We start from the raw sequence: 24,829 nt of genomic DNA, 5'->3' as shown, positions 1-24,829 counted from the left end.
CGGCGACAAAACCAACGCACGTTTCAATTTGTTGATCATGATCATGCCAGCTGCACGCAGGCCATTCAGCCGCCACCGGCAGGGTTAAAATAATGCCAATGACAAATCAACACACCACAAGCCATGACGGAAACCGATATTATCCAGCTGATACGGGATCTCGATTCTGCCGCAGAACGGGCCATTCTGGCCGAGCTGGCACTGCTGCTGGGCTCCAGCCACCAGGGCAGCCAGCTCAAGCTCGATGATCTGCAAGCGCTGAGCCAGCCGGCGCGCAGCGTTTTCAACCAGCTGTGCGAACTGCTTGGCACTCGGGCCAGACAGCCTTTCAGCCCCACCACCACATCCACCCTGCTGGCCATCCTCACCACCACCCAGCAGGCCTGAAGCGGCAGGCTTAAGTCTGGCTTAAGCCAAGCCCGGTAATAATCCGCGCGGGGAATAAGCCCCTTCTGGAGATCAATCATGGTATCGGGTATCGGCAATATCGCTAGTACTGCGCCTGCTCAGGTCTTGCGCTCCGTCAGCCAGCCACCGGCCCAGCGCGGCCGTGATAGCGACGGTGACAATGACGGCAGCAAGCCAGGTGTGGCGGAAAGCAAAAACCGTCCGGTTTCTGCCACCATCGGCAATACCATCAACACCACGGCCTGAGATTCCTGCAAAATCCCGGCCACACCCAGCCCGCTTGCGCGGGCTTTTTTGTCGTTTCCGCGCGCCATTGCATGAAAAAAACCGGCCGCGCCTTGTGTGCATCTGCTATATTTTGATTATGTACATTTTCAAAATAATCCGCCATGCCTGACGACATCACCTTGTGCGGCCGCATCACGACCACCCCGCCCTGCAGCCTGCCGCTGGCCGGCATGGGCATCCGCGCCGGCTTCCCCTCGCCAGCCGACGACTATCTGGACAGCAGCATCGACCTCAATGGCTACCTGATGAGCGACCCTGACGCCTGCTTTGTGGTGCGGGTGCAGGGCGACTCGATGAGCGGGGCCGGCATCCTGGAGGGCGACCTGCTGATCGTCGACAAGGGCCGCCCGGCGCTGCATGGCGATATCGTGGTGGCCGTGGTGGATGGTGACTTCACCGTCAAGCGCCTGCACCGTCGCCATGGCCGGCTGGCTTTGCTGCCGGAAAACCCGGCTTACCCGGTACTGGTGCCCCAGAGCGAGCAGGAGTTGCTGATCTGGGGCGTGGTGTGCGGCTGCATCCGGCGCTACTGATGAGCCTCTTCGCCCTGGTGGATGGCAACAGCTTCTATACCAGCTGTGAGCGGGTGTTCCGGCCAGACCTGATCGGCAAGCCCATCATCGTGCTGTCGAATAACGATGGCTGCGTGGTGGCGCGCTCGGCCGAGGCCAAGGCCATCGGCATTCCGGCCTTTCTGCCCTACTACCAAGTGCGGGGCCTGTGTCGCAAGCACCGGGTGGCGGTGTTTTCCAGCAATTACACCCTGTATGGCGACATGTCGCGCCGCATGATGAATATCCTGGCACGCTTCGCTCCGCGCCAGGACATCTACAGCATCGATGAATGCTTTCTGGACCTGAGCGGCATCGCCACGCCCCAGGCACATGGCCAGCACATCCGCCAGACCTTGCTGGACAAGCTGGGCCTGCCCAGTTGCGTGGGGATCGGCCCCAGCAAGACGCTGGCCAAGCTGGCCAACCACGTGGCCAAGCAGCAGGCACACTGGCAAGGGGTATTCGACTGGAGCGGGCTGACACCGGCCGAAGCCGAGCGCCTGCTGGCCAGCATGGATGTGCGTGAGGTATGGGGCGTGGGGCGACGGCTGGCGGAAAAGCTGCACCAGCTACGCATACGCAGCGCACTCGACTTGCAAAGAGCCGAGCCGCGCCAGCTCAAGCGCCATTTCAACGTGGTGCTGGAACGCACCGTGGCCGAGCTTAACGGCGTATCCTGCCTGGCGCTGGAAGATGTGGCCAGCAGCAAGCAGCACATCATTTCCAGCCGCAGTTTCAGCCGCCAGGTCAGCAGCCTGCCCCCCTTGTCGGCCAGCATTGCCCACCACACCGCCCGCGCGGCCGAAAAGCTGCGCGCCCAGGGCAGCACGGCGGCGATGATAGGCGTCAGCATCCAGACCAACGCCTTTGGCAGCGCCACTCACTATCACGGCTATACCTGCATTCCGCTGCTGCAGGCCAGCGACGACACCCTCAGCCTGAACCAGGCCGCACAGGCGGGGCTGCGCCAGCTGTTCCGGCCCGGCCTGTCCTATCACAAGGCCGGGGTGGTGCTGATGGAAATCGGTGACAAGGCCATCGGGCAGCAGGATATGTTCGCCCCTGCGCCAGACCCGCGCCGCGCCAGGCTGATGGCCACCATCGACCAGCTCAACCGGCGGCTGGGCAAAGGCAGCATCCGGCTGGCCATCGAAGACATCAGCCAGGACTGGCAGATGCGCCAGGCCATGCGCTCGCCCTGCTACAGCACCGACCCGCAGCAGGCGATCTCCGTCCACGACCAGCCACACAGCAGCGCGCCAGCCGGCTACCGCCTGTACTGGCCGCGCCGCCATCACCACGCTGGCGATTGACTGACAGGCCGGTCAGCCCGGCTGGCCCACGCCGTCGCGCAGTGCCGGCCAGGCCAGGGTCAGCAACAGGCCGCGCATGGCCATCAACACCAGCAGGGCCGCCCAGATACCATGATTGCCCAGCGCGTGCTGCAGCAGCCACAAGGCTGGCACATAGGCGGCAAAGCTCAGCAGCATGCCATTGCGCAAGACCCGTGTGCGCATCGCCCCCATGAACACGCCATCCCAGAAAAAAGCCCAGATGCACACCGGCGGCAACACCACCAGCCAGGGCCAGAAGGCCGCCGCCATGCGCTGCAGCTGCACATCCGGCGTCATCAGCGGCAGGTAAAACAAGCCCAGCAGCGCCATGGCCAGTGCCAGCAGGCTGCTCCAGCCCAGCGACAGCCAGCCGCAACGCCGTACCACCAGCCTCAGCGCTGCCCGCGAGCCGGCACCAATGGCCCGCGCGCCATACACTTCCGCCGCCACGGCGAATCCGTCCAGCAGGCTGACGCAAACCATGAAGGCCTGCAGCAACAGCTGATTGGCCGCCAGCGTCAGCGTCCCCAGCTGCGCCCCGCTGCGCGTCATCAGGGCAAATGACACCGTCAGCAGCAAGGTCCGCACCATGATGTCCAGATTGGCAGCAAACAGCTGCCGCCACGGCGCCATGCCCCCCAGGCGGTGCCAGGCGGCACGCCATTGCGGCCACGGTACCTGCCGCAGCATCACCCACCCCGCCAGCAGGCTGGCGGCGGCTTCACTGATGGCGGTCGCCCAGCCGGCGCCGGACACGCCCCAGCCCAGCCCGGATACAAAGCTGATGGCCAGCGCCGCATTCAGGACATTCATCAGCACTTGCAGCAGCATGACCTGGCGGGAATGCCCCAGCCCCAGCAGCCAGGCAAACTGGGCATAAGCCAGCAGAGTAAACGGAGCCGACCAGATACGGGCATCAAAATACTGCCGGGCCAGCCCGGCCACCTCGGCCGGCGGTGCCAGCAGGTGCAAGGCCAGCCAGGCAATCGGCTGCTGCAGCAACAGCAAGCCGATGCCACCCAGCAAGGCCGCCAGCATGGGCCGCAAGCCGGCCAGCACCACGGCTTCCCGCCCCTGCCCGCCGGCAGCCTGGGCCACCAGCCCGGTGGTGGTAAAGCGCAGAAAGCTGAAGCACCAGTACACCACATTGAAAATACTGCCACCCACCGCCACCGCCGCCAGCGCCACCGGATTACCCAGCCGTGCCAGCACGGCGGTATCCACCAGCCCCATCAAGGGCGTGGCCAGTGCCGCCAGCATCACCGGTACGGCAAAGGAGATCAGGTGTCGTGCAGAAGGAGCAAGAGGGGAAGCGGCAGTATCAGACATGGACAAGGCGGACAGACAGGAAAACAGCATGGTAACAGAGCCGCGCCCCGCTGGCGGCAGGCACGGCCGGCGGGGCGAAAAAGCAAAAAGCACCCGCGCGGGGTGCTTTTCATCAATCGCGTGCGGCGGCAGGCTCAGGCCTTTTTCACGAACTCCGACTTCAGGCTCATGGCACCGATGCCTTCGATCTTGCAATCGATATCATGGTCGCCGTCCACCAGGCGGATATTCTTGACCTTGGTCCCCACCTTCACCACCAGCGACGAACCCTTGACCTTGAGATCCTTGATCACCGTCACCGTGTCGCCATCCTGCAGCAGATTGCCATTGGAATCACGCACTTCGCGCCCTTGCTCCTCACCAGCGGCATCGGCCTGGGCCGACCACTCGTGCGCGCACTCCGGGCAGACCAGCATGGCGCCGTCTTCATAGGTGAATTGGGAACCGCACTGGGGACAATTGGGCAAACCGCTCATGCTATACCTTGCTCGCTAACAGAAGAATCAAAGCCAGCGGCAATTGCCGCTGGCGCAAAGGCAGTATTGTACGCCAGCACGCCGGCAAGATCACCCACTGCGCTCATGGTCTCGTCAGCACCACCTGCTTTCTGTGCCGCAATCCGCACCGCAACCGGCCTAGCGCGGCTTCTGCCGGCTGAACGCCCACCAGCCGGCCAGAAAGGTGAAGCTGGCCACCAACAGCACCAGCACCCAGAAGCCATGCGGATGATTGGCCAGCGGCACGCCCCCCACATTCATGCCAAAGAAACCGGCCACGATATTGATGGGCAGTGCCAGCACCGTGACCATGGTCAGGGTGAACAGGGTGCGGTTGGTCTGCTCGTTCAGCTTGGCGGCCAGCTCTTCCTGCAGCAGCTTGATGCGTTCCACCAGGGAGGCCAGATCGTTCAGCACCAGTGAAAACTCCTCTGTCGATTCGCGCAGCGCCTGCACATCGTGCTCGGCCAGCCAGGCCGGCGGCCGGTTCAGCAGACGGAACAGCGCGCCCGGCTCGGGTGCCAGCAGACGCTGCATCCGCACCAGGGTGCGGCGCATGCCGGACAGCTCGGCACGATGATCCTGCAAATGCTCGGCCAGGAAACGATCTTCGATATGGTCCACTTTGCGCGCAGACTCGCGCACGATGCCGGCCATCACATCAGCCTGATCCTGCATCAGATGAAACAGCAAGGAACGGGCCGAGGGAAACACCTCGCCGCTTTTCACTGCCGCCCGCAGCCGGTCCACCGAACGCAGGGGGCGCACGCGCGCGGTAACCAGCAAGCGCGAACCGGCGGCCACCCACAGCGTGGCGACATCCGAGGTCACCACACCAAAGCCCAGCGCCACATCGTTGATCACCGCCAGCAGCATGCCGTCCGAAGGTTCGATGCGGGTGGAGCTGCTGCCGGCATGCAACATGGCAAAAAAATCATCCGGCAGCGGCATCCTGGCCCTGAGCCAGCGCTCGCAGGCGGCATGCGCCAGATTGAAATGCAGCCAGACAAAGCCATCGTCCTGCGCCGGCTGCTGCAGAAAATGCACAGCCTCTTCCGACGCAATGGGCTGACCGGCCTGCCCGGGTAAAAAACGGAAGCCACTGATCAGCCCGACCTGATCAGCACCATAGGTCACTTCGGTAATCGACACGCTCATGCAATACACCTTCCGGAAACACGGCCGGGCCAATCCTGGCTGGCCAGCGGCAAACGCCCACCCGTGTAGGATAACACCGCTCCAGGCCGGGCTTTGCGAAAGGCAGATGACAGTTTGCCACCCAGCCGGAGCGCGCAGGCAGCGGCCTCAGCGGCGGTGGGCGCTCAAGTACATTTCCTAGCAACAAGAAGAAACAAGAGCAATTTCATTGGGAAATCATCCCTTATTTAGCGCGATGGGAGTTCATAGACTGGCTGCTGTCCGTTTGAGGACAGTCTCTACTCACTCAAAGTCTTTTATCCAGGAAAACCATCATGAAACTGATTGCATGGACTGTAGCCGGAGTGCTGCTGGCTGGCCCCGCCCTCGCCAACAAACTGCACCAGGAATCCCCGACGGCCAGCGAGGTAAAAGCCTGGAAGGCCGATCATGCCAAAATCAAGCAGGAAGAACGCAAGAAAGCCCACAAGAAACACAAAAAGCACAAAAAACACAGCTCGGGTGTCACTGGCCAGGTGAAGGAAACCGTTGGCGGCCACGAGCACACCAAGTAATCCCCAGCACTTCATCAGCATCCGCCCGGCGGATGCTGACCCGCCTTAAGCAGCGCAGCCCCAGCGCCGCACCCACATATTTGATCAAATAATTTGGCAAGCGGCGCTTGCCTGCGCTAGAATCAACTGGCATGTGCAAAATATTAAACGAAAAGTTTAACGAAATGCCACAAACCAGCTATCCCGAATCCTACTACGCCGCCTCTGCCAATCCGGTGCCTGCGCGCCCGGCCCTGCAAGGCGAAATCGCAACCGATGTCTGCATTATCGGTGCAGGTTACACCGGCCTGTCCACGGCACTCTTCCTGCTGGAAAACGGCTTCAAGGTCACCGTGCTGGAGGCCGCCAGGGTTGGCTTTGGCGCATCCGGCCGCAATGGCGGCCAGATCGTCAACAGCTACAGCCGCGACATCGATGTGATCGAACGCACGGTGGGCAGCAAGCAGGCCAAGCTGCTGGGCGACATGGCCTTCGAAGGCGGCCGCATCATCCGCGAGCGGGTGGCCCGCTACGGCATCGACTGCGCCCTGAAAGACGGCGGCGTGTTTGCTGCGCTGAGCGAAAAGCAGATGGGCCATCTGCGATCACAAAAAGCCTTGTGGGAGCGTTACGGCCACCGCCAGCTGCAACTGCTGGGCAAGGATGACATGCGCGGCATCGTGGCCACCGACAGCTATGTGGGCGGCATGCTGGACATGAGCGGCGGTCATATCCACCCGCTGAACCTGGCGCTGGGCGAAGCCGCAGCCGTGGAATCGCTGGGTGGCGTGATTTACGAGCAATCGCCGGCACTGAGCATAGAACGCGGCCAGCAAGCCGTGGTGACCACGCAGCAAGGCCGGGTCAAGGCAAAATTCCTGGTGGTGGCCGGCAATGCCTACCTGGGCAATCTGCTACCGGAACTGGCTGCCAAATCCATGCCATGCGGCACCCAGGTGATCACCACCGAGCCGCTGGGCGATGAACTGGCCGCCAGCCTGCTGCCGCAGGACTACTGCGTGGAAGACTGCAACTACCTGCTCGACTACTACCGCCTGAGCCAGGACAAACGGCTGATTTTCGGCGGCGGCGTGGTTTATGGCGCACGCGACCCGGCCAATATCGAGGCCATCATCCGGCCGAAGATGCTGAAAGTATTCCCGCAACTGGCCAATGTGAAGATTGACTACGCCTGGACCGGCAACTTCCTACTGACGCTGTCGCGCCTGCCGCAAGTGGGCCGTATCGGCGACAATATTTACTACTCGCAAGGTTGCAGTGGCCACGGCGTCACATACACTCATCTTGCCGGCAAGATTCTGGCCGAGGCACTGCGTGGTCAGGCCGAGCGCTTCGATGCCTTCGCCACCCTGCCGCACTACCCCTTCCCCGGTGGCGAACTGATGCGCGTGCCCTTCACCGCCATGGGTGCCTGGTATTATTCGCTGCGTGACAAACTGGGCATCTGAGCCGGCACACAGCCCCAGCTGACGGCCTGCACCGGGCCTGAGCACAACGGACAGCAAGGACGGGGTTCATACCCGGCCCTTGCTGCCCCCTTCTGCCAGGCCAGCCGGACCCGATCCGCCCCCCTCCTTACCCCTCTTTACCTTGTTTGCAAAAGCAAACATTTTTTGACCTGTCCTGCCCATCCCGCCCAAGTCGCTGTCGGGGATAATCATGACAACCGTCATGAGCCGGCCATTCCGGCACCCACAAGGCAAGCAAAGACAAGATGAGCAGCGCATCCATCACCACCTCGGCAGGTCCGCTCGACGTACAGAATATTGTCAGTCAGTTGATGACGGTGGAAAAACAGCCGCTGACCACCAGCCAGAGCAAGCTGAGCAGCTTCAACAGCAAGCTCAGCGACATCGGCCAGGTCAGCTCGGCCCTGTCCGGTCTGCAAAGCGCCGTCAGCGGCCTCTCCTCCGCCAGCTTCCTGCACACCATCAAGACCAGCACCTCGGATGCCACCGTTGCCACGGTGGATGGCAATGGCAGCGGTGCCCCCGGCAACTACCTGCTGGATGTGCAAGAGCTGGCCAAACCGCGCCAGTTGGTATTCGACACCACAGCCGACGGCCAGGCCATCACCAGTGCCAGCAGTACGCTGCCTGATGTGCCGGACACGCTCACTCTTGCCGTGGGCGGCAACAGCACCACCATAGCGCTGCGCGATACCGCCAGCAGCAACGGCAGCGCTACCGATGGCGCGGCCAGTCCGTCGACCACGCCAGCCGCCGTCAGCCTGCAAGACATCGCCGACAAGATCAACAGCGCCAATGCCGGTGTCAATGCGTCCATCGTGCAATACAAGGGGAGTTATTCGCTGGTGCTTGCCTCGGCACAGTCCGGTTCGGACAATGCCTTTAGCATCACTGCCGGCGGCAGCGACAGCAGCCTGGAGAGCAGCAGCGCCAATACCCTGGCGGGCCTGCAACAAAGCGATACCGCCATCAGCGAATCCAACGATGCCAGCGATGCCTCCCTTACCGTCAACGGCGTGTATGTTTCCTCCAGCAGCAACACCGTCGGCGATGCGATCAGCGGTGCCAGCGTCAACCTGCAAAAAGCCGGCCAGGCCACCATCAGTCTGGCAATGGACAGCAGCAGCATTGCCGGCAAGCTGCAGGGTTTTGTCGATGCCTACAACAAGGTTCAGGGCGCCATCAATAGCGCCTCTGCCGGCACTATGAAGGGGGATGGCTCACTCAACACCATCCGCAACCAGCTCAGCGCGGTACTGCAAACTCCGGTCAGCGGTGCCGACCCGCTTGCTTCCTATGCCTATCTGTCGCAGGTGGGCATCGCCATCCAGAAAGACGGCAGCCTGTCGCTGGACCAGACAGCCTTCAACAAGGCCCTGAGCAGCCAGCCCGCCGCCGTGGCCAATCTGTTCGGCAACAGCAGCAATAGCGGCTTTGCCGACCGCTTCAACACCACCATCAACAATTTGCTGGGGCCAGCGGGAATCATCGTGACCAAACAAAATGACCTGAACCAGAATGTGAGCGACGAAACCAACCACCAGTCGCAGCTGCAAACCAAGATGAGCGACAAGCAGGCCAGTTATCTGCAGCAATACACCACGCTGAATGCCACGCTGTCCAAGATGCAGCAGTCGACCAGCAATCTGTCCGGGCTGCTGAAGTCTTCCGGCAATTAGTACGGACAAGCCCATAGCGCTGCTACGGCCAGGCACACCGGGGCAACAGGAATTTGCCTGACGGCTCCGGGCAGGGCAATCGTGACGCTTTGTGACAGCCTTAACATTCGGCAACATTGTTTAACCCTGTCTGACCATCAAGCAGCAGGCTGTTCCAGCCGATAATGCCAGGAGAGCATATCAAGACCGGCCTGATCCAGCTGCAGGCCGCAGGGAGAACAGCATGAGCGCAGCATCCATCACCACCACCGCCGGCCCGCTAGACGTGCAAACCATTGTCAGCCAGCTGATGACCGTGGAGCAGCAACCGCTTACCGACAGCCAGAACAAGGTGTCCACCTACAAGACCGAGCTGAGCGACATGGGCCAGATCAGCTCGGCGCTGTCAGCCCTGCAAACCTCGGTCAGCAGCCTGTCATCCGGCGCTTTCCTGCAGACATACAAAGCCACCACATCAGACAGTACGATTGCCAGCGTTGCCACCAGCACGGGTGGCATTGCCGGCACCTACCAGCTGAACGTCAGCAAGCTGGCCCAATCGCGCCAGCTGGTATTTGACCAAAACAGCAGTGGCCAGCCGATCACCAGCGCCACCACCGCGCTAAGCGGCGTTCCCTCGTCGCTGACCTTCAGCGTCGCCGGCACCGCCACCACCGTCAACCTGAACAATGGCGGCAGCGGCGGTGAAAGCCTGCAAAACATTTCCGATGCCATTAACGCCGCCAATGCCGGGGTCAATGCCTCGGTCGTGCAGTACAACGGCAATTACTCGCTGGTGATCGCTTCGGCCAATTCCGGCTCGGCCAATGCCTTCAGCGTCACGGCAGGGGGCAGCGACAGCGGCAACACCAGCGGCAACACCCTGGCCGGGCTGCAGCAAAGCAGCACCGCGGCAACCGAATCCTTTGCCGCCAGCGATGCCCTGATGACGGTCAACGGCGTCAATGTCTCGTCCAGCAGCAATACCGTGACCGGAGTGATCACCGGCGCTACCGTCAATCTGGAAAAAATCGGCCAGGTTTCCATTGGCATGAGTCAGGACACTTCCGGCATTGCCTCCACCCTGCAAGGCTTTGTTGATGCATACAACAAGGTGTACAACACCACCAGCACGGCCTTCAATGGCGACATGAAGGGCGATGATTCACTGCTGTCCATCCAGGATCAGCTCAGTTCGGTATTGCAGACCCAGGTGCCGGGCGTGGATGCCACCACATCCTATGCCTATCTGTCGCAGGTCGGCATTTCCCTGCAGAAGGATGGCACGCTGGCACTGGACCAGACCGCCTTCAACAAGGCACTGACCAGCAATCCGACCGCCGTGGCCAATCTGTTCGGCAACAGCAGCAGCACCGGCTTTGCCGACCGTTTCAACACCACCATCAACAATCTGCTGGGACCTACCGGCATCGTGGCCACCAAACAGAACGACCTGAACCAGAGCGTGACTGACGAAACCAATCACCAGACCGAAATCCAGACCAATCTGGATGCCCTGCGCACCTCCTATTTGCAGCAATACACCACGCTGAACGCCACGCTGGCGCAAATGCAGCAATCCACCAGCAATCTGGCAGGCCTGCTCGCCTGATCCTGCCCAACAGTAAAAAAACGCCGCCCGGAGCAGTCCGTGGCGGCGTTTTTCATGGTGAAGGCAAGCAGCTCAACCCAGCAGTGGTGTGCCATTGATGGCATTGGCCAGTGCCAGGCCGCCCAGCACCAGAAAAATGATGGATGCCACAATATGCACCGCCTTGGTGGGCAGGCGGTCGGCAAAGCGGCTACCCAGGTAGATCACCGGCACGTTGGCCAGCATCATGCCCAGCGTGGTGCCCGCCACCACCGGCAGGAAATCATGAAAGCGCGCCGCCAGCGCAATGGTCACCACTTGCGTCTTGTCGCCCATCTCCGCCAGGAAAAACGCGAATACAGTGGTGGCAAACACCCCCATCTGCCGCTTGGGCAGGGTGATTTCATCTTCGTCCAGCTTGTCGGGAATCAGAATCCAGCCGGCCATCAGCGCAAATGACGCCACCACGGCCCAGTTGAGGATGTTGGGGCTGAGCGCCGTGGACAGCCAGGCGCCAATACCGCCGGCACCGGCATGATTGACCAGAGTGGCCAGCAGGATGCCCAGGATGATGGGCAAGGGCTTGCGATAACGCGCCGCCAGAATCAGGGACAGCAATTGGGTTTTGTCGCCGATTTCGGCCAGGGCTACCACGCCGGTGGATACCAGAAAGGACTGCATCAAGTGTTCTCCATGGCCGGGACGCGGAAACGAGTGACCGCAATGCGTCCCGGCCATGCGGAGCATTACGGTCAAAAGTCTCGCCAAGTCTCGGACCACGTGTGCCATGCCGGAACCGGCAAGTCTGTTGACACACGTCCCTCTCACATGCGGAGGGCGGCTACTCCCTGATGACGGGTGGCATTGTAAAGCAGCCATGCCATTTGGCAAGTCCCGTTTCCGTTTTTTTGCGGCTGACCCGTCAGCGGGCGGCCCAGGCGTTAAAGCGCTGTTCCAGGTTTTCGCCGTGATCCACCCAGAAACTGCTGTCAATGGCCACGCCCTGCTTCAGGTTTTGCGGTGCGGTGGGCAGGTTGGCCAGCACGCTCTTGTCAATCAGCGCCGAAGCCTTGCGATGGCTGACCCCATAGCTGATACCCTTCACATATTCGGCCTGGGCGGCAGGCTGGCTGACGAAAGCCAGAAACTTGTAAGCGGCCTCCAGATTGGGACTGCCCTTGGGAATGGTCCAGTAGTCGTAATCGTAGATATTGCCGTTCCACACCATTTGCAGCTGCTTGCCGCCCTCTTTCTGCGCCGCGCTGATGCGGCCGTTATAGGCCGAGCTCATCACCACATCGCCCGCCACCAGATACTGCGCCGGCTGCGCGCCGGCCTCCCACCACTGGATATAGGGCTTGAGCTGGTCCAGCTTGGCAAAAGCGCGATTCAGCCCGGCCGGGGTATTGAGCAGCTTGTACACATCATGTGGTGCTACGCCGTCCGCCATCAGGGCGATTTCCAGCGTGTACTTGGCCCCTTTGCGCAGGGCGCGCTTGCCGGGATATTTCTTTACATCCCAGAAATCGGCCCAGGAGCGCGGCGCTGTCTTGAGCTTGTCGGCGTTGTAGGCCAGCACCGTGCTCCAGGCATAGGCCGCCATGCCACAGGGTTGGGCAGCGCCAGGCAGCAGCTCGGCCGGCTTGATGATGCGGCGGTAGTCCAGCTTCTCGAACATGCCTTCGTCGCAACCACGCATCAGATCCGGCGACTCCACGTCCAGCACATCCCAGCTCACCCGCTTGCTGTCGACCATGGCGCGCACCCGCGCCATTTCACCGTTGTAGTCGCCACTAAGCACCTTGATGCCGCTGCTGGCGGCAAAGGGCTGGTAATAGGCTTTTTGCTGGGCATCCTTGTTGGCACCGCCAAACGACACCACGGTCAGCTCGGCCGCCGACAACAGCGGAGCAAACAGCAGCCCGGCATACAGCAACACACTTGGAAAACGCATGGATGAAGGCATGACTATCCCCTGGAAGTTGCGCAGCCAGGTGGGCGGCTGCGTGACTTACTCTAGGGACAAGTCCGGCAATAGGTAAAATAGCTTTACCGTGTGAACTGCATCGATTTTTACGATGCAGGGAGCGTCGTGCGGCCTGACTCAGCCCAGGCGGCTGATATTGCGCTCGCACAGGGTGACAAAGGCCTCGGCGCGCCGGGTGAGGCGCAACTCCTGCGGCCAGGCCAGCACGATATTCAAGGCCGGTACCTCCTCGGCAATCGGCAGGCACACCAGCTGGTCGCCGGCATAGCTCTGTGGCGTGCGCGGGCGCAGGTTCAACAAGGCATAGCCGTTGCCAGCCGCCACCAGTCCACGTACCAGTTCGAAATTGACAGTCTTGTGGCGCACCCTCGCCTCCAGCCCCTGCAGCCGGAATACCGACAGGAAATACTCGCGGCTATGCGGCAGGTCCAGCAACACCATGGGCAAGGGGGCGAGATCCTGCAGCGAAACCGCCGCCTGCCCCGCCAGCGGGTGATCCACCGGCAGCAAGACATAGGGCAGCACGGTCTGCAGCGTCTGCCGGTACAGGCTGGGCGCCAGATCCAGGTCGTACAGCAAGGCCAGCTCGGTCTGGCCGCTCAGCAGGGCTTGCTGCAGCTGCTCGGTATCGCCTTCGTGCAGCCGCACCGAAATATCGGGATAATCTTCACGCATGGCCGCCAGCAGGCGCGGCAGGAAAATCGGCGCGATGGTGGTGAAGCACCCCAGTTCCAGATTGCCCTGCAAGGACTGACTGAGCGCACTGGCGTGCTGGCTCAGGTCCTCGGCATGCGCCAGCAGATTGCGCGCCGCCGCGACAAAGCTCTGCCCGGCCGGCGTCAGCGACACGCCCTTGGCATGGTGGCGGATAAAGAACTGCAGGCCGAACTGTGCCTCCAGCTGGGCAATGGCGCTGGAAATGCCGGGCTGCGAGGTGTACAAGGCATTGGCAGCCGCTGTCACACTGCCGTGGTCGGCCACCGCCACCAGATAAGCCAATTGCCGCAGGGTGTATTGCATAATATTTATCGATCCAATTGGAAAAATAATAATATTTTCGATATCAACTGTGAGCACCTACACTCGTCTTGTCAACCAGACTGCCCCGGCCACAGCACAGCCGGCACCATTCGGCATCACCCCGGCCGCTACGGAAAGAACTTCAATGGAATCCCTCACCCTGCTGCAAACCCTGGTCGGTTTCGATACCACCAGCCGACTGAGCAATCTGCAACTGATCCGTTTTGTCAAAAACTACCTGGCCGGTTTTGGCGTAAACAGCCGGATCGTGGAAAACGAAGACGGCAGCAAGGCCAATCTGTACGCCACCATCGGCCCCACCGACCGTCCCGGCGTGATGCTGGCCGGCCATACCGATGTGGTGCCGGTAGATGGCCAGCACTGGCACAGCAATCCGTTTGCATTGGATATCCGCGATGAGCGGGCCTATGGCCGCGGCACCGCCGACATGAAGGGCTTTATTGCCAGCGTGCTGGCGCAGGTGCCGCAGCTGGCACGCAGCCCGCTGCATACCCCGCTGCACCTGGCTTTCACCTATGACGAGGAAATCGGCTGCATCGGTGTGCGCCGCCTGCTGGAAGTGCTGGGCGGCCTGCCGGTATTGCCGGCCATGGGCATTATCGGCGAACCCACCCGCATGCAGCTGGTGGCCGAGCACAAGGGCAAGACCGCCTGGCGGGTCACCGCCCACGGCCATGAAGGCCACTCCAGCAATCCAGCAGCCGGGGTCAATGCAGTGGAGTATGCCGCCGAGCTGGTCAGCTTCATCCGCAGCCTCGCCCGCCAGCGTCGCCAGCACGGGCCGTTCGACCCCTTGTATGAGGTGCCGTACAGCACGCTGCATGTTGGCACCATGCAGGGCGGCACTGCCCTCAACATCATCCCGGCCAGCTGTCATTTCGATTTTGAAATCCGCCATTTGCCAGCCGATGCCCCTCAGCCACTGCTGGATGCCATCCGTCAGCACGCCACCCAGGTATTGCAGCCGGAAATGCAGGCAGTGGACCCCGCCTGTGGCTTCAGCTTCACGGAAAAAACCAGCTACCCCGGCCTGCTTACGCCGCCGGACGCCGCGGTGGTGCGCTTTGTGCAAGGCTTGCTGCAAGACAGCACACCGCCGCGCAAGATCGCCTTTGGCACCGAGGCCGGCTTGTTCAGCGAACGCTGCGGCATTCCCACTGTAGTGTGCGGCCCCGGCGACATTGCCCAGGCCCACCAGCCGGACGAATGGCTGGCGCTGGACCAGTTGGCCGCCTGCGACAGTTTTCTGTCACGGCTGACGGCGCAGCTGCAACGCTGAGGCTGTCGCACAAACGCCGCAACCGGCCCGGCGCCGCGCACAAGGAAGCCGGGCCGATCCGCCTCAGGAATGGTATGCTCCTGCTGCCTTTGCAGACAGGAGCCGGCCATGGCCTTCAACAGCACATTCACCCCGCAGGATCAGGAAGCGACAGCCGAGCAGCTGGCCAGTGAGCGTGGCTGGTTATTGCTGGAATTCGGCGCCCCCTGGTGTGCGCACTGCCAGGCGGCCCAGCCGCTGCTGGCCGCTGCCATGCAGGCGCATCCGCAGCTCGCCCATCGCAAGATTGAAGACGGCAAAGGCCGCCGGCTGGGCCGCACCTTTGCCGTCAAGCTCTGGCCCACTCTCATCCTGCTGCGGGATGGGCAGGAGGCCGGCCGGCTGGTGCGACCGGATAATGCCGCCGCCATTCGCCAGTTGCTCGATCAGGCCACAGCAAATAGCTGAAGCACTATATTGATGATTTGGCCCGCGTGCTTAATGCACGGCGGGCAGTACACGGCAGCGGCCTGTCCGCCGCCGCAGGAAATGGATGTCATGCAGTTCACTCACGCCGAGCCGCCACGCTCCCCCCGTATCCTGTCGCTCATCCCGCCGATGACGCAGCTGAATACGCCCTACCCCTCCACCGCCTATATCACCGGCTTTTTGCGCTCGCGCCAGATCACCGCCTTTCAGGAAGATCTGGCACTGCAACTGGTGTTGCGGCTGTTCTCGGTTTCCGGCCTGCAGGCAGTACGGCAGCAGATTGACGCCATTCCGCCGAAAAAGCGCAGCGCCCAGCTGCATGGCTTTGTCGGCCAGTTCGAGCGTTACCTGGCCACCATCGGCCCGGTGATCGCCTTTTTGCAAGGGCGTGATTCCACCGTGGCCCATCGCATCTGCGGCCGCAACTTTCTGCCGGAAGGCGAACGCTTTGCCGCGCTGGAAGTGTATGTCGACCCGGACGATCCTTACGGTGGCGACCCGCTGGCCTGGGCCTTTGGCGCACTGGGCCAGCAGGACCGCGCCCGCCATCTGGCAACGCTCTACCTGAATGACATCGCCGATGTGCTGCGCGAAGCGGTAGATGAGCGTTTTGAATTCGTGCGCTATGCCGAATCACTGGCCATGAGCCAGCCCACCTTCGACCCGCTGGCCCGCGCACTGGCCGGCAAACCCACGCTGGTGGACGACACCCTGCAACAACTGGTGGAAGAAGCCATTGCCCGCCATCAGCCGGACATCGTGCTGTTGTCGGTGCCCTTCCCCGGTTCGGTGTATGCCGCCTTCCGCATCGCCCAGACCATCAAGGCGCGCTGGCCGGCCATTCGCACCGTGCTGGGCGGCGGTTTCGTCAATACCGAGCTGCGCGAACTGAAAGAGCCACGGGTATTCGATTACTTTGACTTCATCACCCTGGATGATGGCGAAAAGCCGCTACTGGCGCTGCTGGAACACCTGCAAGGCAAGCGCTCGGCCTCGCGCCTGGTGCGCACCTTCGTGCGCGAGAATGGCGCGGTGCGCTACATCAACATGATGGAAGCCGACATCCCCTTCGAGGAAGTCGGCACCCCCACCTGGGATGGCCTGCCCATCGACCGCTACCTGTCGCTGCTGGACATGCTCAATCCCATGCACCGGCTGTGGAGCGACGGGCGCTGGAACAAGCTGACGGTGGCCCATGGCTGTTACTGGAAAAAGTGCAGTTTTTGTGACGTGACGCTGGACTACATCTCACGCTACGAAACCGCCTCGGCCAGCACGCTGGTGGACCGTATCGAAGCCATCATTGCCGAAACCGGCCAGACCGGTTTTCACTTTGTCGACGAGGCCGCACCGCCCAAGATGCTGCGCGCGCTGGCCGAAGAACTGCTACGGCGCAATGTGTCCATTTCCTGGTGGGGCAATATCCGTTTCGAGAAATCATTTACCCCGGAGCTGTGCCAGCTACTGGCGGAAAGCGGCTGCATTGCCATTTCCGGCGGGCTGGAAGTGGCCTCGGACCGCCTGCTCAAGCTGATGAAAAAAGGCGTGTCGGTGGAACAGGTGGCGCGGGTCACGCAAAGTTTTACCGAAGCCGGGGTGCTGGTGCATGCCTACCTGATGTACGGCTTCCCCACCCAGACGGTGCAGGACACGGTGGATGCGCTGGAATACGTGCGCCAGCTGTTTGATACCGGCTGCATCCAGTCCGGTTTCTTCCACCGCTTTGCCTGTACGGTACATTCGCCGGTGGGCCAGAACCCGGAGGAATACGGCGTCAGCCTGCGCCCGCTGCCGCCGGTCAGCTTTGCCAAGAACGATGTCGGCTTCATCGACCCCACCGGCACCGACCACGACGCCATGGGCAAGGCGCTTAACAAGGCGCTGTACAACTACATGCATGGCATCGGTCTGGAGGAAGATGTGCGCAGCTGGTTTGCCGGCCGGGTGCCGAAAACCCGCGTGCCGCGCCAGTTCATCGCCCGTGCGCTGGCTTGAGCAGCCGCATCGATACCATTACAAAGGCCGGGTTGTCCACCGGCATGGCCAGTATCTGCCGGGCTTGGCCAGCCCGGCAGCTGCTTACCTCGCCCGGCACACTGAACGATTAGCTGATGCGGCGCTCAAAACCGATGCAGCCCGAACCTGGAAATCATCTTCTTGATTTTCCACGCGCTGCGCCAGCCCAGGAGAACCCCCATGTCATCCAGCCCGAAGAATGCCCGCTTCCCGCAGCAACCCAGCCTCGACATCACCCTGAAGTTCCTGCAGGTTTCGATGAACAATGTCGAGCAATTGATGAATTTCCAGATCAGCACCAGCCGCAGCCAGCTGGACAACTATGCCAAATCGCTGCAAGCCCTTAGCCAGGCCGGCAGCCCGCAAGAAGCACTCAACCAGATCAGCAGCATCGCCAAGGAAAACGCCAACCAGGCCATGGAATGTTCCGGCGAGTTCTGCGGCATCCTGACCAAGGCCCAGGAAGACCTGCAAGGCCTGGCGCTGGAGCACCTGGGCAGCATGCAGCACTCCTTGCAGGGCATGGCGGCCTATCTCCAGCCAACGGAAACGGCAGACAAGAAAAAATAAACCCTGCCATCCGCAAACAAACAGCCCGCACATCCATCAGGATGTGCGGGCTGTTTCGACATGGGCCGCCTGTGTGCTCAGTCGTCGCCGAAATCAGCCTGCTCCGCCAGCTGCTCGGCCTGTTTTTGCTCTTCGGCCAGCCTGGCCTGCCATTGTTCTTCACTCAGACCATGGCTGCCATCGCAATAATCACGTCGCCCACAACCACAACGACCGATATCGGCCGGATTCGCCTGTACTCGCATTGTCTTCCCCGGATAAACCCGTCCGCGCCACCGTGGCAGGACGGGCCGCCCGGCCACGATGGCCGGCAAGGGGCAGAGACTACCCTGAGTAGGCGGCCGTTTCAACGCCCACGCTGACACATGCCACCCACGAGCGCCTGTGTGGCTGGCTCAGCGCCCGGTCTTGAGCTGTGTCCACAGCCGGTTCTGCAAGCGCAGGATATCGCTGGGCAAGGGCTGCAACAGGAACAGCGTCTGCATCACCGCCGGCGGCGGATAAATACCGCCATCGCTGGCAATGGCCGCTTGCACCAGCTTGCGTGCCGGCAGATTGGGCGTGGGGTAGAACACCTTGTTGGTGATGCCGGCTGCCACATCCGGCTGCAGGATGTGGTTGATCCACTGATGGGCTGCGGCCGGATTGGGCGCATCCTTGGGAATGGCCATCATGTCGACGGAAAACGGTGCCCCGCTTTTGGGAATGACATAGCTGATCTGGTAGTGCTTGCCGGCATCCGCCGCACGACGGCGGGCAATGCCGATGTCGCCGGACCAGCCCACGGCAAAGCAGATATCGCCATTGGCCAGATCATTGATATAGCCGGAAGAGTTGAACTGGGTGATATAGGGGCGGATCTTCTTCAGGGTTTCAAACGCCGCCTGATAATCGGCCGGGTTCTTGCTGTTGGGATCCTTGTGCAGGTAATGCAGGGTGATGGCAAACACGTCGCTGGCCTGATCCAGCATGGATACGCCACAGCCCTTCAGCTTGCTCAGCTTGGCTGGCTCGAACAGCACATCCCAGCTATCCAGCGCCACTTCATTGCCCAGCGCCGCCTTGACCTTGTTCAGGTTCAGGCCCAGGCCATCGGTAAACCAGGCATAGGGCACGCCGTATTTATTGCCCGGGTCGGCCGTGGCCACCATCTTCAGCAGCTGCGGGTCCAGATTGGCCAGATTGGGCAGCTCGGCCTTGTTCAGCGGCAGATAGATGCCGGCTGCCGCCTGACGGGCCATGTAATTGGAGGTGGGCACCACGATATCGTAGCCCGCCTTGCCGGTCAGCAGCTTGGCTTGCAAGGTGTCGTCACTGTCGTAGACATCGTATTTCACCTTGATGCCGGTCTGTTTCTCGAAGCTGCTGATGGTCTGTTCACCGATGTAATCGGACCAGTTGTACACATGCAGCTCGGCTGCCTGTGCGGTCAGGCCGAGACAGAGTGCCGCGCCGGACAATAGCAGGCGCATGGTGGGTTTACGGCTCATGATGGGACTCCCGATAATCCTGTGACGAAATCCGCAGACCGGCGCATGGCAGGACTGCGGGGTAAATGGCGTAACTGGGAATGAGTCATGCCGGCTCTGGACGGCCGTTTGTCAGGGACCAGCAGGGCGGCAGCTGCCGCCCGCTGTTTACAACAGACCCAGCTCCTGTGCGGTGCGGTCCACCGCGCGGCGGGTCTTGCCAACCAGCTCGTCGATCTGGCTGCGGGTAATGGCCAGCGCGGGCGCCATGATCATGCGGCCATGGGTGGAGCGGATGATCAGCCCCTCGTCAAAGCCATGAGTACGGCAGCGCCAGCCGATGTCGTCTTCGTTGGCAAACAGCTGGCGGCTGGCCTTGTCTTCGCACAGCTGCAGGGCCGCCACCATGCCCGTGCCCTGGATGTCGCCCACCAGCGGGTGGTCGGCAAACACTTCACGCAGGCAGCGTTGCAGATAGGGACCGGTGTCCTGCTTGACGGCCTGCACCATGCCCTCGCCCTGCAGCACATCCAGATTGGCCAGCGCCACCGCGGCGGCCACCGGGTGGCCGGAATAGGTCAGACCGTGGGCAAACACCCCGCCCTTGGCGATCAGCGCCTCGGCCATGCGCCGCGACAGCACCAGCCCGCCCATGGGGATGTAGCCGGAAGTCAGGCCCTTGGCGATGCTCAGCGTGTCGGGCTGGAAGTCAAAATGCTGGTGGGCAAACCATTCGCCGGTACGGCCAAAACCGCCAATCACCTCGTCGGCGCACAGCAGCACATCGTACTGGCGGCAGATACGCTGGATTTCCGGCCAGTAGCTTTCCGGTGGAAAAATCATCCCGCCCGCACCCTGGAAGGGTTCGGCGACAAAAGCCGCCACCTTGTCCGCGCCCAGTTGCAGGATTTTCGCCTCCAGTTCCTGCGCGCATTTCAGGCCAAACTCGGCCGGGCTCAGCTTGCCGCCATGGGCATACCAGTAAGGCTCGGCAATATGCTCTACCCCCGGTATCGGCAGATTACCCATCTCGTGCATGAAGGCCATGCCACCGAGCGAGGCGCTACCGACGGTGGAGCCGTGATAACCATTGTGGCGGCCGATGAAGATTTTCTTGTCCGGCTGGCCCATCACATCCCAGAAGCGGCGCACGGTGCGGATCAGCACCTCATTGGCCTCGGAGCCGGAATTGGTATAAATCACATGGCTATAGTTGCCGGGCAGCAGGGAAAACAGCCGCTCGGACAATTCCACCACGGCCGGATGGGTGGTGTGGAAAAACATATTGTAATAACTGAGTTCCTTCAGCTGACGGGTGGCAGCATCGATCAGCTCTGGCCGACCATAACCGACATTGGTACACCACAGGCCGGACATCCCGTCCAGATACTGCTTGCCCTCGTTATCCCACACATACAGTCCTTCGCCACGGGTAATGACGCGGGCGCCCTCCTCGTTCAAGGCTTTCTGGTCGAGAAAGGCATGAATATGGTGGGCGGCATCCATCGCCTGGTATTCGGCGGTACTGCGAACGGGTTGGGTATTTTTCATTGAGGTCTCCATGCCGGCTGCGCCGGCTTACAGGCTGATCCAGGTGGTCTTGAGCTGGCTGAACTTGTCCAGCGCATGCAGCGACAGGTCGCGGCCAAAGCCGGACTGCTTGCAGCCGCCAAACGGTACGCCGGCATCCAGCGCATCCACGGTATTCACCGATACCGTACCGGCGCGCAGGGCGCGGGCCACGCGGTGGGCGCGGCGCAGCTGGTCGGTCCAAACCGCCGCTGCCAGGCCATAGATGCTGTCATTGGCCAGGGCGATGGCCTCGGCCTCGCTGTCAAACCGCAGCACCGACAGCACCGGGCCGAAGATTTCCTCGCGAGCAATACGCATGTCGGGGGTCACACCGGTAAACAGCGCGGGTTGCAGATAGCAATCGCTATGGCCTATGCGCAGGCGCTCGCCGCCAGCCAGCAGGCTGGCACCTTGCTGCAGGCCGCTGGCAATAAAACCCTGTACCCGTGCGGTATGCCCGGCATCCACCAGCGTCCCCTGCCGGGTGGCCGGGTCCAGCGGATTGCCCGGCTGGAACGACGCCATCTCGACCAACAGTTTTTCGACAAAACAGTCGTGAATGCTGGATTCGACCAGCAAGCGCGAACTGGCGGAGCACACCTGCCCCTGATTGAAATAAATGCCGAAGGCTGCCTTGCGCGCGGCCGCATCCAGATCGGCACAGTCGGCAAACACCAGATTGGGACTTTTGCCACCGCACTCCAGCCACACCATCTTCATATTGGAAGCGGCCGAATACGCCAGAAAACGCTTGCCGATTTCCGTGCTGCCGGTAAATGACAGGCAATCGATATCCGGATGCAGGCCCAGCGCCTGCCCGGCTTCTTCGCCATAGCCAGGCAGCACATTCAGCACGCCATCGGGCAGGCCGGCCTCGCTGGCCAGTTGCGCCAGCCGGATGGCCGACAAGGGCGACTGCTCGGCCGGCTTCAGCAGCACGCTATTGCCGGCGGCCAGCGCCGGGGCCACCTTCCACGCCGCCATGTCCAGCGGGAAGTTCCACGGAATCACCGCCGCCACCACGCCCACCGGTTCGCGCGTCACCAGCGCCAGCGCATCCGGCCCGGTGGGAGCTACTTCGTCGTACAGCTTGTCGCAGGCTTCGGCATACCAGTCGAACAGCGCCGCGGTAGCCGGGACATCAATATTCAGCGCATCCGAGATCGGTTTGCCCATGTCCAGGCAATCGAGCAAGGCCAGCTCGTCGGCATTGTCACGCAGCAGTTGCGCCAGCTTTTGCAGCACAACCTTGCGCTCACGCGGATGGCAGCGCGACCAGTGGCCGGCATCGAAACTGCGACGGGCTGCGGCTACCGCGGCATCGACATCCGCCCGGTCGCAGCGCGCCACCATGGCCAGTGTCTGACCGGTGTGCGGGCAGCTGCTGGCAAACTGGCGGCCGTCCCGTGCATCCTGCAACCGGCCATCGATATAAGCCTGGCTGGCCGGGCGCAAGGCGGCAGCGCAGGCAGTCCAGAAAGCGGTATCTCGTGCATGCATCGTGCTACTCTCCTGTCGGGGTGCAAGCCCTGCGCCGGAACAGGCCGATGGCCGCTGGCAGGCTTGCTACTCATTGCCGGCCAGTCTAGGCAGCCACCGGCAGCAGCAACATAGCCTTGATGGGTTAGCCGGCTAACCCCGCCGGGGTAGCGAGGAACAAGCCGGCTTGCGGCATCATGGCGGGCCATGTGCGGCCATGAACGGCGACAACAAAGGAAAGAACATGCAGCTTGCAGTGGCAGACCTGGCCTTTCACCAAAGGCTGGGCCGATTGATGGAAAAACTGGGTGAGCCCGGTTTCTGGCCAGCCCTGGCACGGCTGCTGGCCGATGTCATCACCTTCGATACCTGGGTGGTCCTGCTGTTTCAGCCGGAACAGGCACCGCACATCCTGGCCGATCACGCTGCCAATCTGGCCGCTGCCGACCTGTTTGCCGACTACCGCGCCCAGCTCTACCGCATCGATCCCTTCTATGCCTTCAGCCAGCAGCAGCCGGCCAGCGGCCTGTACCGGCTGGATGATGTGGCACCCGATTCATTCCGTGACACCGAGTATTTCCGCCAGTACTTCAGCCGCAATGTCGGGGCTGACGAACTGCAATTCCTGCTGCCCATACCCGGTCAGGGCGTGCTGTCCTTGTCGCTGGGCAGCCGCCGGCGCTTTACCGATGTCGAAATCGGTGCCTGCCAGCTGTTCAGCCCCTGGCTGTTGCCCCTGATGGGCAAGGCCATGCGGCTGGATGCCCATCTGACCGAGCAGCTGCGCCACAATCCGGCCGAGCGCCAGCTGCGGCTGGAAGATGCACTGCGCCAGCGTGGCGAGCCCCACCTCACCGAACGCGAAGTGCAAGTCGCCCTGCTGGTGCTGGCCGGCCACTCCACCAAGGCCGTGGCGCGCGAACTGGGCATCTCGCTGGATACCGCCAAGGTGCACCGGCGCAATCTCTACGCCAAGCTGGGCGTCAGCAATCAGGCTGGCCTGTTTCTGCTGTTTTCCGCTCCCAGCGCGGCCGCAGCCGATTGACACGGGTAGCGGCAGCGCCTTGCCGCCCCAGCCCGCCCTGCGCCAAAGCCTTGTCATGCAACGGTTTTTCTGTCCCGGCAGCGTGACATGCGACAGGAATGCCACAGTCCGGAGCCGCAAAACAGGACATTTTCCCTATGCTGGTTGCCAAGCAATTTGAATTTGTACACAATCAATATCACAGCAACAGCAAAGGAAGCCGGCATGGCCCAAGGTGGTAAACGCGATGGCGCAGGACGCAAATCCGCATTCGGTGGCGACAAGACCGTGGCCATGCGGGTGCCGGAACCACTGCGCCCCCTGCTGGAAGACTGGCTGGCGGAATACCGCCAGCTGCGCTCGGTGAAAACGGCGGACACGCAGGATATCCGCACCCTGTCCGACACCCTCAGCCAGCTGTCGCTGCCCCTGTTCGCCAGCCGGGTGCCGGCCGGTTCGCCGGTGGCGGCGGATGACCTGAAGGAAGCCGACATCGATCTGAACGCCCACCTTGTCAGCCACCCGGCCAGCACCTTCATGGTGACGGTCAAGGGCGACTCCATGATCAATGCCGGCATTCACGATGGCGACCTGCTGATTGTCGACCGCTCCTTGCAGGCGCGCAGCGGCAAGGTGGTGGTAGCCGTCATCAATGGCGAACTGACGGTGAAACGGCTGGAGAAAACGGCGAGCGGGCTGTTTCTGATGCCGGAAAACCCGGCCTACGCGCCGATTGAGGTGCCGGAAGAAGCGGCGCTGTTTATCTGGGGTGTGGTGACCAATGTCATCCATCCGGTCTCGTAAAGGAGAGCAAGATGCAAATCGATGAAAGCCTGATCAAGATGAAGTTCATGGACTGGCGTCGCCTGCCGCGCGCCTTTCGCGAAGTGCGCGCCGGCCAGCCACAAGTGCTGGTGTCCCGTACCGGTCGCAGCTACTTTGTCCCGGTGCAGTTTGTCTGAAGCCATGGCGTACCGCCATCGGCACACCTCCAGCGAACCGGCGCCCTGCCGGTTCCGCTGCGAACGCCCGGCCTGAGCAACACGCGGGGCCAGTGCGAGCAGCAGCCGGCAATCCAGGCCCG

At 62.1% G+C, this 24,829-nt stretch carries 25 protein-coding genes and 1 riboswitch; of the genes, 15 read left to right on the top strand and 10 right to left on the bottom strand.

The genetic code is table 11. The annotated features are described in order from the left end of the window. The first annotated feature begins 123 nt into the window (after positions 1–123). The 4 genes from DFR38_RS00715 (at position 124) to DFR38_RS00700 (ending at position 2,563) form a co-directional block, all read left to right on the top strand. Complete coding sequence (locus tag DFR38_RS00715) at positions 124–387, top strand: hypothetical protein (RefSeq protein WP_059287581.1); 264 nt, start codon at positions 124–126, stop codon at positions 385–387. A gap of 78 nt (positions 388–465) precedes the next feature. After that, positions 466–654 (top strand): hypothetical protein, encoded by a 189-nt coding sequence (locus DFR38_RS00710; protein WP_059287582.1) that lies wholly within the window; start codon positions 466–468, stop codon positions 652–654. Between the two features lie 143 nt (positions 655–797). Then, on the top strand, positions 798–1,229 hold the full coding sequence (locus DFR38_RS00705) for a LexA family protein (RefSeq protein ID WP_059287583.1): 432 nt from the start codon (positions 798–800) through the stop codon (positions 1,227–1,229). Next, positions 1,229–2,563 carry a Y-family DNA polymerase gene (locus DFR38_RS00700; RefSeq protein ID WP_110312908.1) on the top strand — a complete coding sequence of 445 codons (1,335 nt, stop codon included), beginning with the start codon at positions 1,229–1,231 and terminating at the stop codon, positions 2,561–2,563. The genes DFR38_RS00705 and DFR38_RS00700 overlap by 1 nt, the downstream gene beginning before the upstream one ends. 12 nt (positions 2,564–2,575) lie before the next feature. Here DFR38_RS00700 and DFR38_RS00695 read toward each other — a convergent pair whose 3' ends face one another. From DFR38_RS00695 to DFR38_RS00685, 3 genes are all read right to left on the bottom strand, one after another. Next, complete coding sequence (locus DFR38_RS00695) at positions 2,576–3,943, bottom strand: MATE family efflux transporter (protein WP_110312856.1); 1,368 nt, start codon at positions 3,941–3,943, stop codon at positions 2,576–2,578. A gap of 104 nt (positions 3,944–4,047) precedes the next feature. Further along, on the bottom strand, positions 4,048–4,389 hold the full coding sequence (locus DFR38_RS00690) for a zinc ribbon domain-containing protein YjdM (protein ID WP_059285153.1): 342 nt from the start codon (positions 4,387–4,389) through the stop codon (positions 4,048–4,050). 159 nt (positions 4,390–4,548) lie between these two features. Then, a complete protein-coding gene (locus tag DFR38_RS00685) occupies positions 4,549–5,568 on the bottom strand; it encodes a transporter (protein WP_059285152.1) in 1,020 nt (339 codons plus the stop codon). A 314-nt stretch (positions 5,569–5,882) separates the two neighbouring features. Here DFR38_RS00685 and DFR38_RS00680 point away from each other — a divergent pair, with 314 nt between their 5' ends. From DFR38_RS00680 to fliD (DFR38_RS00665), 4 genes are all read left to right on the top strand, one after another. Continuing rightward, positions 5,883–6,122, top strand: coding sequence for a hypothetical protein (locus DFR38_RS00680; protein WP_059285151.1), 240 nt, complete (start codon positions 5,883–5,885; stop codon positions 6,120–6,122). Between the two features lie 164 nt (positions 6,123–6,286). Continuing rightward, entirely contained in the window at positions 6,287–7,570 is a 1,284-nt protein-coding gene (locus tag DFR38_RS00675; protein ID WP_110312855.1) for an NAD(P)/FAD-dependent oxidoreductase, read from the top strand. Positions 7,571–7,836: 266 nt separating this feature from the next. Continuing rightward, entirely contained in the window at positions 7,837–9,270 is a 1,434-nt protein-coding gene (gene fliD, locus DFR38_RS00670; RefSeq protein WP_059285150.1) for a flagellar filament capping protein FliD, read from the top strand. A 223-nt stretch (positions 9,271–9,493) separates the two neighbouring features. Next, complete coding sequence (fliD, locus tag DFR38_RS00665) at positions 9,494–10,861, top strand: flagellar filament capping protein FliD (protein ID WP_059285149.1); 1,368 nt, start codon at positions 9,494–9,496, stop codon at positions 10,859–10,861. 72 nt (positions 10,862–10,933) lie between these two features. Here fliD (DFR38_RS00665) and DFR38_RS00660 read toward each other — a convergent pair whose 3' ends face one another. The 3 genes from DFR38_RS00660 to DFR38_RS00650 form a co-directional block, all read right to left on the bottom strand. Then, on the bottom strand, positions 10,934–11,521 hold the full coding sequence (locus tag DFR38_RS00660; protein WP_193394270.1) for a TMEM165/GDT1 family protein: 588 nt from the start codon (positions 11,519–11,521) through the stop codon (positions 10,934–10,936). 11 nt (positions 11,522–11,532) lie between these two features. Further along, positions 11,533–11,702: riboswitch (yybP-ykoY riboswitch) on the bottom strand. A 60-nt stretch (positions 11,703–11,762) separates the two neighbouring features. Then, a complete protein-coding gene (locus DFR38_RS00655) occupies positions 11,763–12,806 on the bottom strand; it encodes an ABC transporter substrate-binding protein (protein WP_059285147.1) in 1,044 nt (347 codons plus the stop codon). 138 nt (positions 12,807–12,944) lie between these two features. Continuing rightward, a complete protein-coding gene (locus DFR38_RS00650; protein ID WP_059285146.1) occupies positions 12,945–13,847 on the bottom strand; it encodes a LysR family transcriptional regulator in 903 nt (300 codons plus the stop codon). Between the two features lie 145 nt (positions 13,848–13,992). On the opposite strand from DFR38_RS00650, the gene argE reads away from it, so the two are divergent. The 4 genes from argE (at position 13,993) to DFR38_RS00630 (ending at position 18,201) form a co-directional block, all read left to right on the top strand. Then, positions 13,993–15,147, top strand: a complete 1,155-nt coding sequence (gene argE / locus DFR38_RS00645) for an acetylornithine deacetylase (RefSeq protein WP_059285145.1) — start codon at positions 13,993–13,995, stop codon at positions 15,145–15,147. Between the two features lie 108 nt (positions 15,148–15,255). Continuing rightward, positions 15,256–15,594 (top strand): thioredoxin family protein, encoded by a 339-nt coding sequence (locus tag DFR38_RS00640; protein ID WP_110312854.1) that lies wholly within the window; start codon positions 15,256–15,258, stop codon positions 15,592–15,594. A gap of 90 nt (positions 15,595–15,684) precedes the next feature. Continuing rightward, positions 15,685–17,610 carry a B12-binding domain-containing radical SAM protein gene (locus tag DFR38_RS00635; RefSeq protein WP_059285165.1) on the top strand — a complete coding sequence of 642 codons (1,926 nt, stop codon included), beginning with the start codon at positions 15,685–15,687 and terminating at the stop codon, positions 17,608–17,610. A 201-nt stretch (positions 17,611–17,811) separates the two neighbouring features. Continuing rightward, positions 17,812–18,201 carry a phasin family protein gene (locus DFR38_RS00630; protein ID WP_059285144.1) on the top strand — a complete coding sequence of 130 codons (390 nt, stop codon included), beginning with the start codon at positions 17,812–17,814 and terminating at the stop codon, positions 18,199–18,201. 77 nt (positions 18,202–18,278) lie between these two features. Here the strand turns inward: DFR38_RS00630 and DFR38_RS21165 are convergent, their stop codons facing one another. The 4 genes from DFR38_RS21165 to DFR38_RS00615 all read right to left on the bottom strand — a co-directional run bounded on the left by DFR38_RS21165 (position 18,279) and on the right by DFR38_RS00615 (position 22,742). Next, a complete protein-coding gene (locus tag DFR38_RS21165; RefSeq protein WP_158527667.1) occupies positions 18,279–18,446 on the bottom strand; it encodes a hypothetical protein in 168 nt (55 codons plus the stop codon). Between the two features lie 150 nt (positions 18,447–18,596). After that, entirely contained in the window at positions 18,597–19,691 is a 1,095-nt protein-coding gene (locus DFR38_RS00625) for a polyamine ABC transporter substrate-binding protein (RefSeq protein ID WP_082693314.1), read from the bottom strand. Between the two features lie 147 nt (positions 19,692–19,838). Continuing rightward, positions 19,839–21,221 (bottom strand): aspartate aminotransferase family protein, encoded by a 1,383-nt coding sequence (locus DFR38_RS00620; RefSeq protein ID WP_110312853.1) that lies wholly within the window; start codon positions 21,219–21,221, stop codon positions 19,839–19,841. A gap of 27 nt (positions 21,222–21,248) precedes the next feature. Continuing rightward, positions 21,249–22,742 (bottom strand): aldehyde dehydrogenase, encoded by a 1,494-nt coding sequence (locus DFR38_RS00615; protein WP_110312852.1) that lies wholly within the window; start codon positions 22,740–22,742, stop codon positions 21,249–21,251. A 223-nt stretch (positions 22,743–22,965) separates the two neighbouring features. Between DFR38_RS00615 and DFR38_RS00610 the strand changes: the two genes are divergently transcribed. From DFR38_RS00610 to DFR38_RS21345, 3 genes are all read left to right on the top strand, one after another. Next, a complete protein-coding gene (locus DFR38_RS00610; RefSeq protein ID WP_059285163.1) occupies positions 22,966–23,766 on the top strand; it encodes a helix-turn-helix transcriptional regulator in 801 nt (266 codons plus the stop codon). Positions 23,767–23,970: 204 nt separating this feature from the next. Continuing rightward, complete coding sequence (locus DFR38_RS00605) at positions 23,971–24,549, top strand: LexA family protein (RefSeq protein WP_059285142.1); 579 nt, start codon at positions 23,971–23,973, stop codon at positions 24,547–24,549. A gap of 11 nt (positions 24,550–24,560) precedes the next feature. Next, the gene (locus tag DFR38_RS21345) at positions 24,561–24,707 is read left to right on the top strand and encodes a hypothetical protein (RefSeq protein ID WP_170124147.1); all 147 of its coding nucleotides are present in this window, start codon (positions 24,561–24,563) and stop codon (positions 24,705–24,707) included. The last annotated feature ends 122 nt before the right edge of the window (positions 24,708–24,829 follow it).

It is taken from the genome of Aquitalea magnusonii (assembly GCF_003202035.1).
Classification (GTDB): domain Bacteria; phylum Pseudomonadota; class Gammaproteobacteria; order Burkholderiales; family Chromobacteriaceae; genus Aquitalea; species Aquitalea magnusonii.
This window is presented reverse-complemented; position numbering and strand designations above follow the sequence as displayed.

Excerpts from the sequence above, each read along its gene's own strand:
- DFR38_RS00680 (WP_059285151.1), top strand. The coding sequence starts at position 5,883 with ATGAAACTGATTGCATGGACTGTAGCCGGAGTGCTGCTGGCTGGCCCC.
- DFR38_RS00635 (WP_059285165.1), top strand. The coding sequence starts at position 15,685 with ATGCAGTTCACTCACGCCGAGCCGCCACGCTCCCCCCGTATCCTGTCG.
- DFR38_RS00695 (WP_110312856.1), bottom strand. The coding sequence starts at position 3,943 with ATGCTGTTTTCCTGTCTGTCCGCCTTGTCCATGTCTGATACTGCCGCT.
- DFR38_RS00690 (WP_059285153.1), bottom strand. The coding sequence starts at position 4,389 with ATGAGCGGTTTGCCCAATTGTCCCCAGTGCGGTTCCCAATTCACCTAT.
- DFR38_RS00705 (WP_059287583.1), top strand. The coding sequence starts at position 798 with ATGCCTGACGACATCACCTTGTGCGGCCGCATCACGACCACCCCGCCC.
- DFR38_RS00615 (WP_110312852.1), bottom strand. The coding sequence starts at position 22,742 with ATGCATGCACGAGATACCGCTTTCTGGACTGCCTGCGCTGCCGCCTTG.
- argE (WP_059285145.1), top strand. The coding sequence starts at position 13,993 with ATGGAATCCCTCACCCTGCTGCAAACCCTGGTCGGTTTCGATACCACC.
- DFR38_RS00610 (WP_059285163.1), top strand. The coding sequence starts at position 22,966 with ATGCAGCTTGCAGTGGCAGACCTGGCCTTTCACCAAAGGCTGGGCCGA.
- DFR38_RS00640 (WP_110312854.1), top strand. The coding sequence starts at position 15,256 with ATGGCCTTCAACAGCACATTCACCCCGCAGGATCAGGAAGCGACAGCC.
- DFR38_RS00620 (WP_110312853.1), bottom strand. The coding sequence starts at position 21,221 with ATGAAAAATACCCAACCCGTTCGCAGTACCGCCGAATACCAGGCGATG.
- DFR38_RS00650 (WP_059285146.1), bottom strand. The coding sequence starts at position 13,847 with ATGCAATACACCCTGCGGCAATTGGCTTATCTGGTGGCGGTGGCCGAC.
- DFR38_RS00715 (WP_059287581.1), top strand. The coding sequence starts at position 124 with ATGACGGAAACCGATATTATCCAGCTGATACGGGATCTCGATTCTGCC.
- DFR38_RS00625 (WP_082693314.1), bottom strand. The coding sequence starts at position 19,691 with ATGAGCCGTAAACCCACCATGCGCCTGCTATTGTCCGGCGCGGCACTC.
- DFR38_RS21165 (WP_158527667.1), bottom strand. The coding sequence starts at position 18,446 with ATGCGAGTACAGGCGAATCCGGCCGATATCGGTCGTTGTGGTTGTGGG.
- fliD (WP_059285149.1), top strand. The coding sequence starts at position 9,494 with ATGAGCGCAGCATCCATCACCACCACCGCCGGCCCGCTAGACGTGCAA.
- DFR38_RS00675 (WP_110312855.1), top strand. The coding sequence starts at position 6,287 with ATGCCACAAACCAGCTATCCCGAATCCTACTACGCCGCCTCTGCCAAT.
- DFR38_RS00605 (WP_059285142.1), top strand. The coding sequence starts at position 23,971 with ATGGCCCAAGGTGGTAAACGCGATGGCGCAGGACGCAAATCCGCATTC.
- DFR38_RS00710 (WP_059287582.1), top strand. The coding sequence starts at position 466 with ATGGTATCGGGTATCGGCAATATCGCTAGTACTGCGCCTGCTCAGGTC.
- DFR38_RS00660 (WP_193394270.1), bottom strand. The coding sequence starts at position 11,521 with ATGCAGTCCTTTCTGGTATCCACCGGCGTGGTAGCCCTGGCCGAAATC.
- DFR38_RS00630 (WP_059285144.1), top strand. The coding sequence starts at position 17,812 with ATGTCATCCAGCCCGAAGAATGCCCGCTTCCCGCAGCAACCCAGCCTC.
- DFR38_RS00685 (WP_059285152.1), bottom strand. The coding sequence starts at position 5,568 with ATGAGCGTGTCGATTACCGAAGTGACCTATGGTGCTGATCAGGTCGGG.
- DFR38_RS00655 (WP_059285147.1), bottom strand. The coding sequence starts at position 12,806 with ATGCCTTCATCCATGCGTTTTCCAAGTGTGTTGCTGTATGCCGGGCTG.
- fliD (WP_059285150.1), top strand. The coding sequence starts at position 7,837 with ATGAGCAGCGCATCCATCACCACCTCGGCAGGTCCGCTCGACGTACAG.
- DFR38_RS21345 (WP_170124147.1), top strand. The coding sequence starts at position 24,561 with ATGCAAATCGATGAAAGCCTGATCAAGATGAAGTTCATGGACTGGCGT.
- DFR38_RS00700 (WP_110312908.1), top strand. The coding sequence starts at position 1,229 with ATGAGCCTCTTCGCCCTGGTGGATGGCAACAGCTTCTATACCAGCTGT.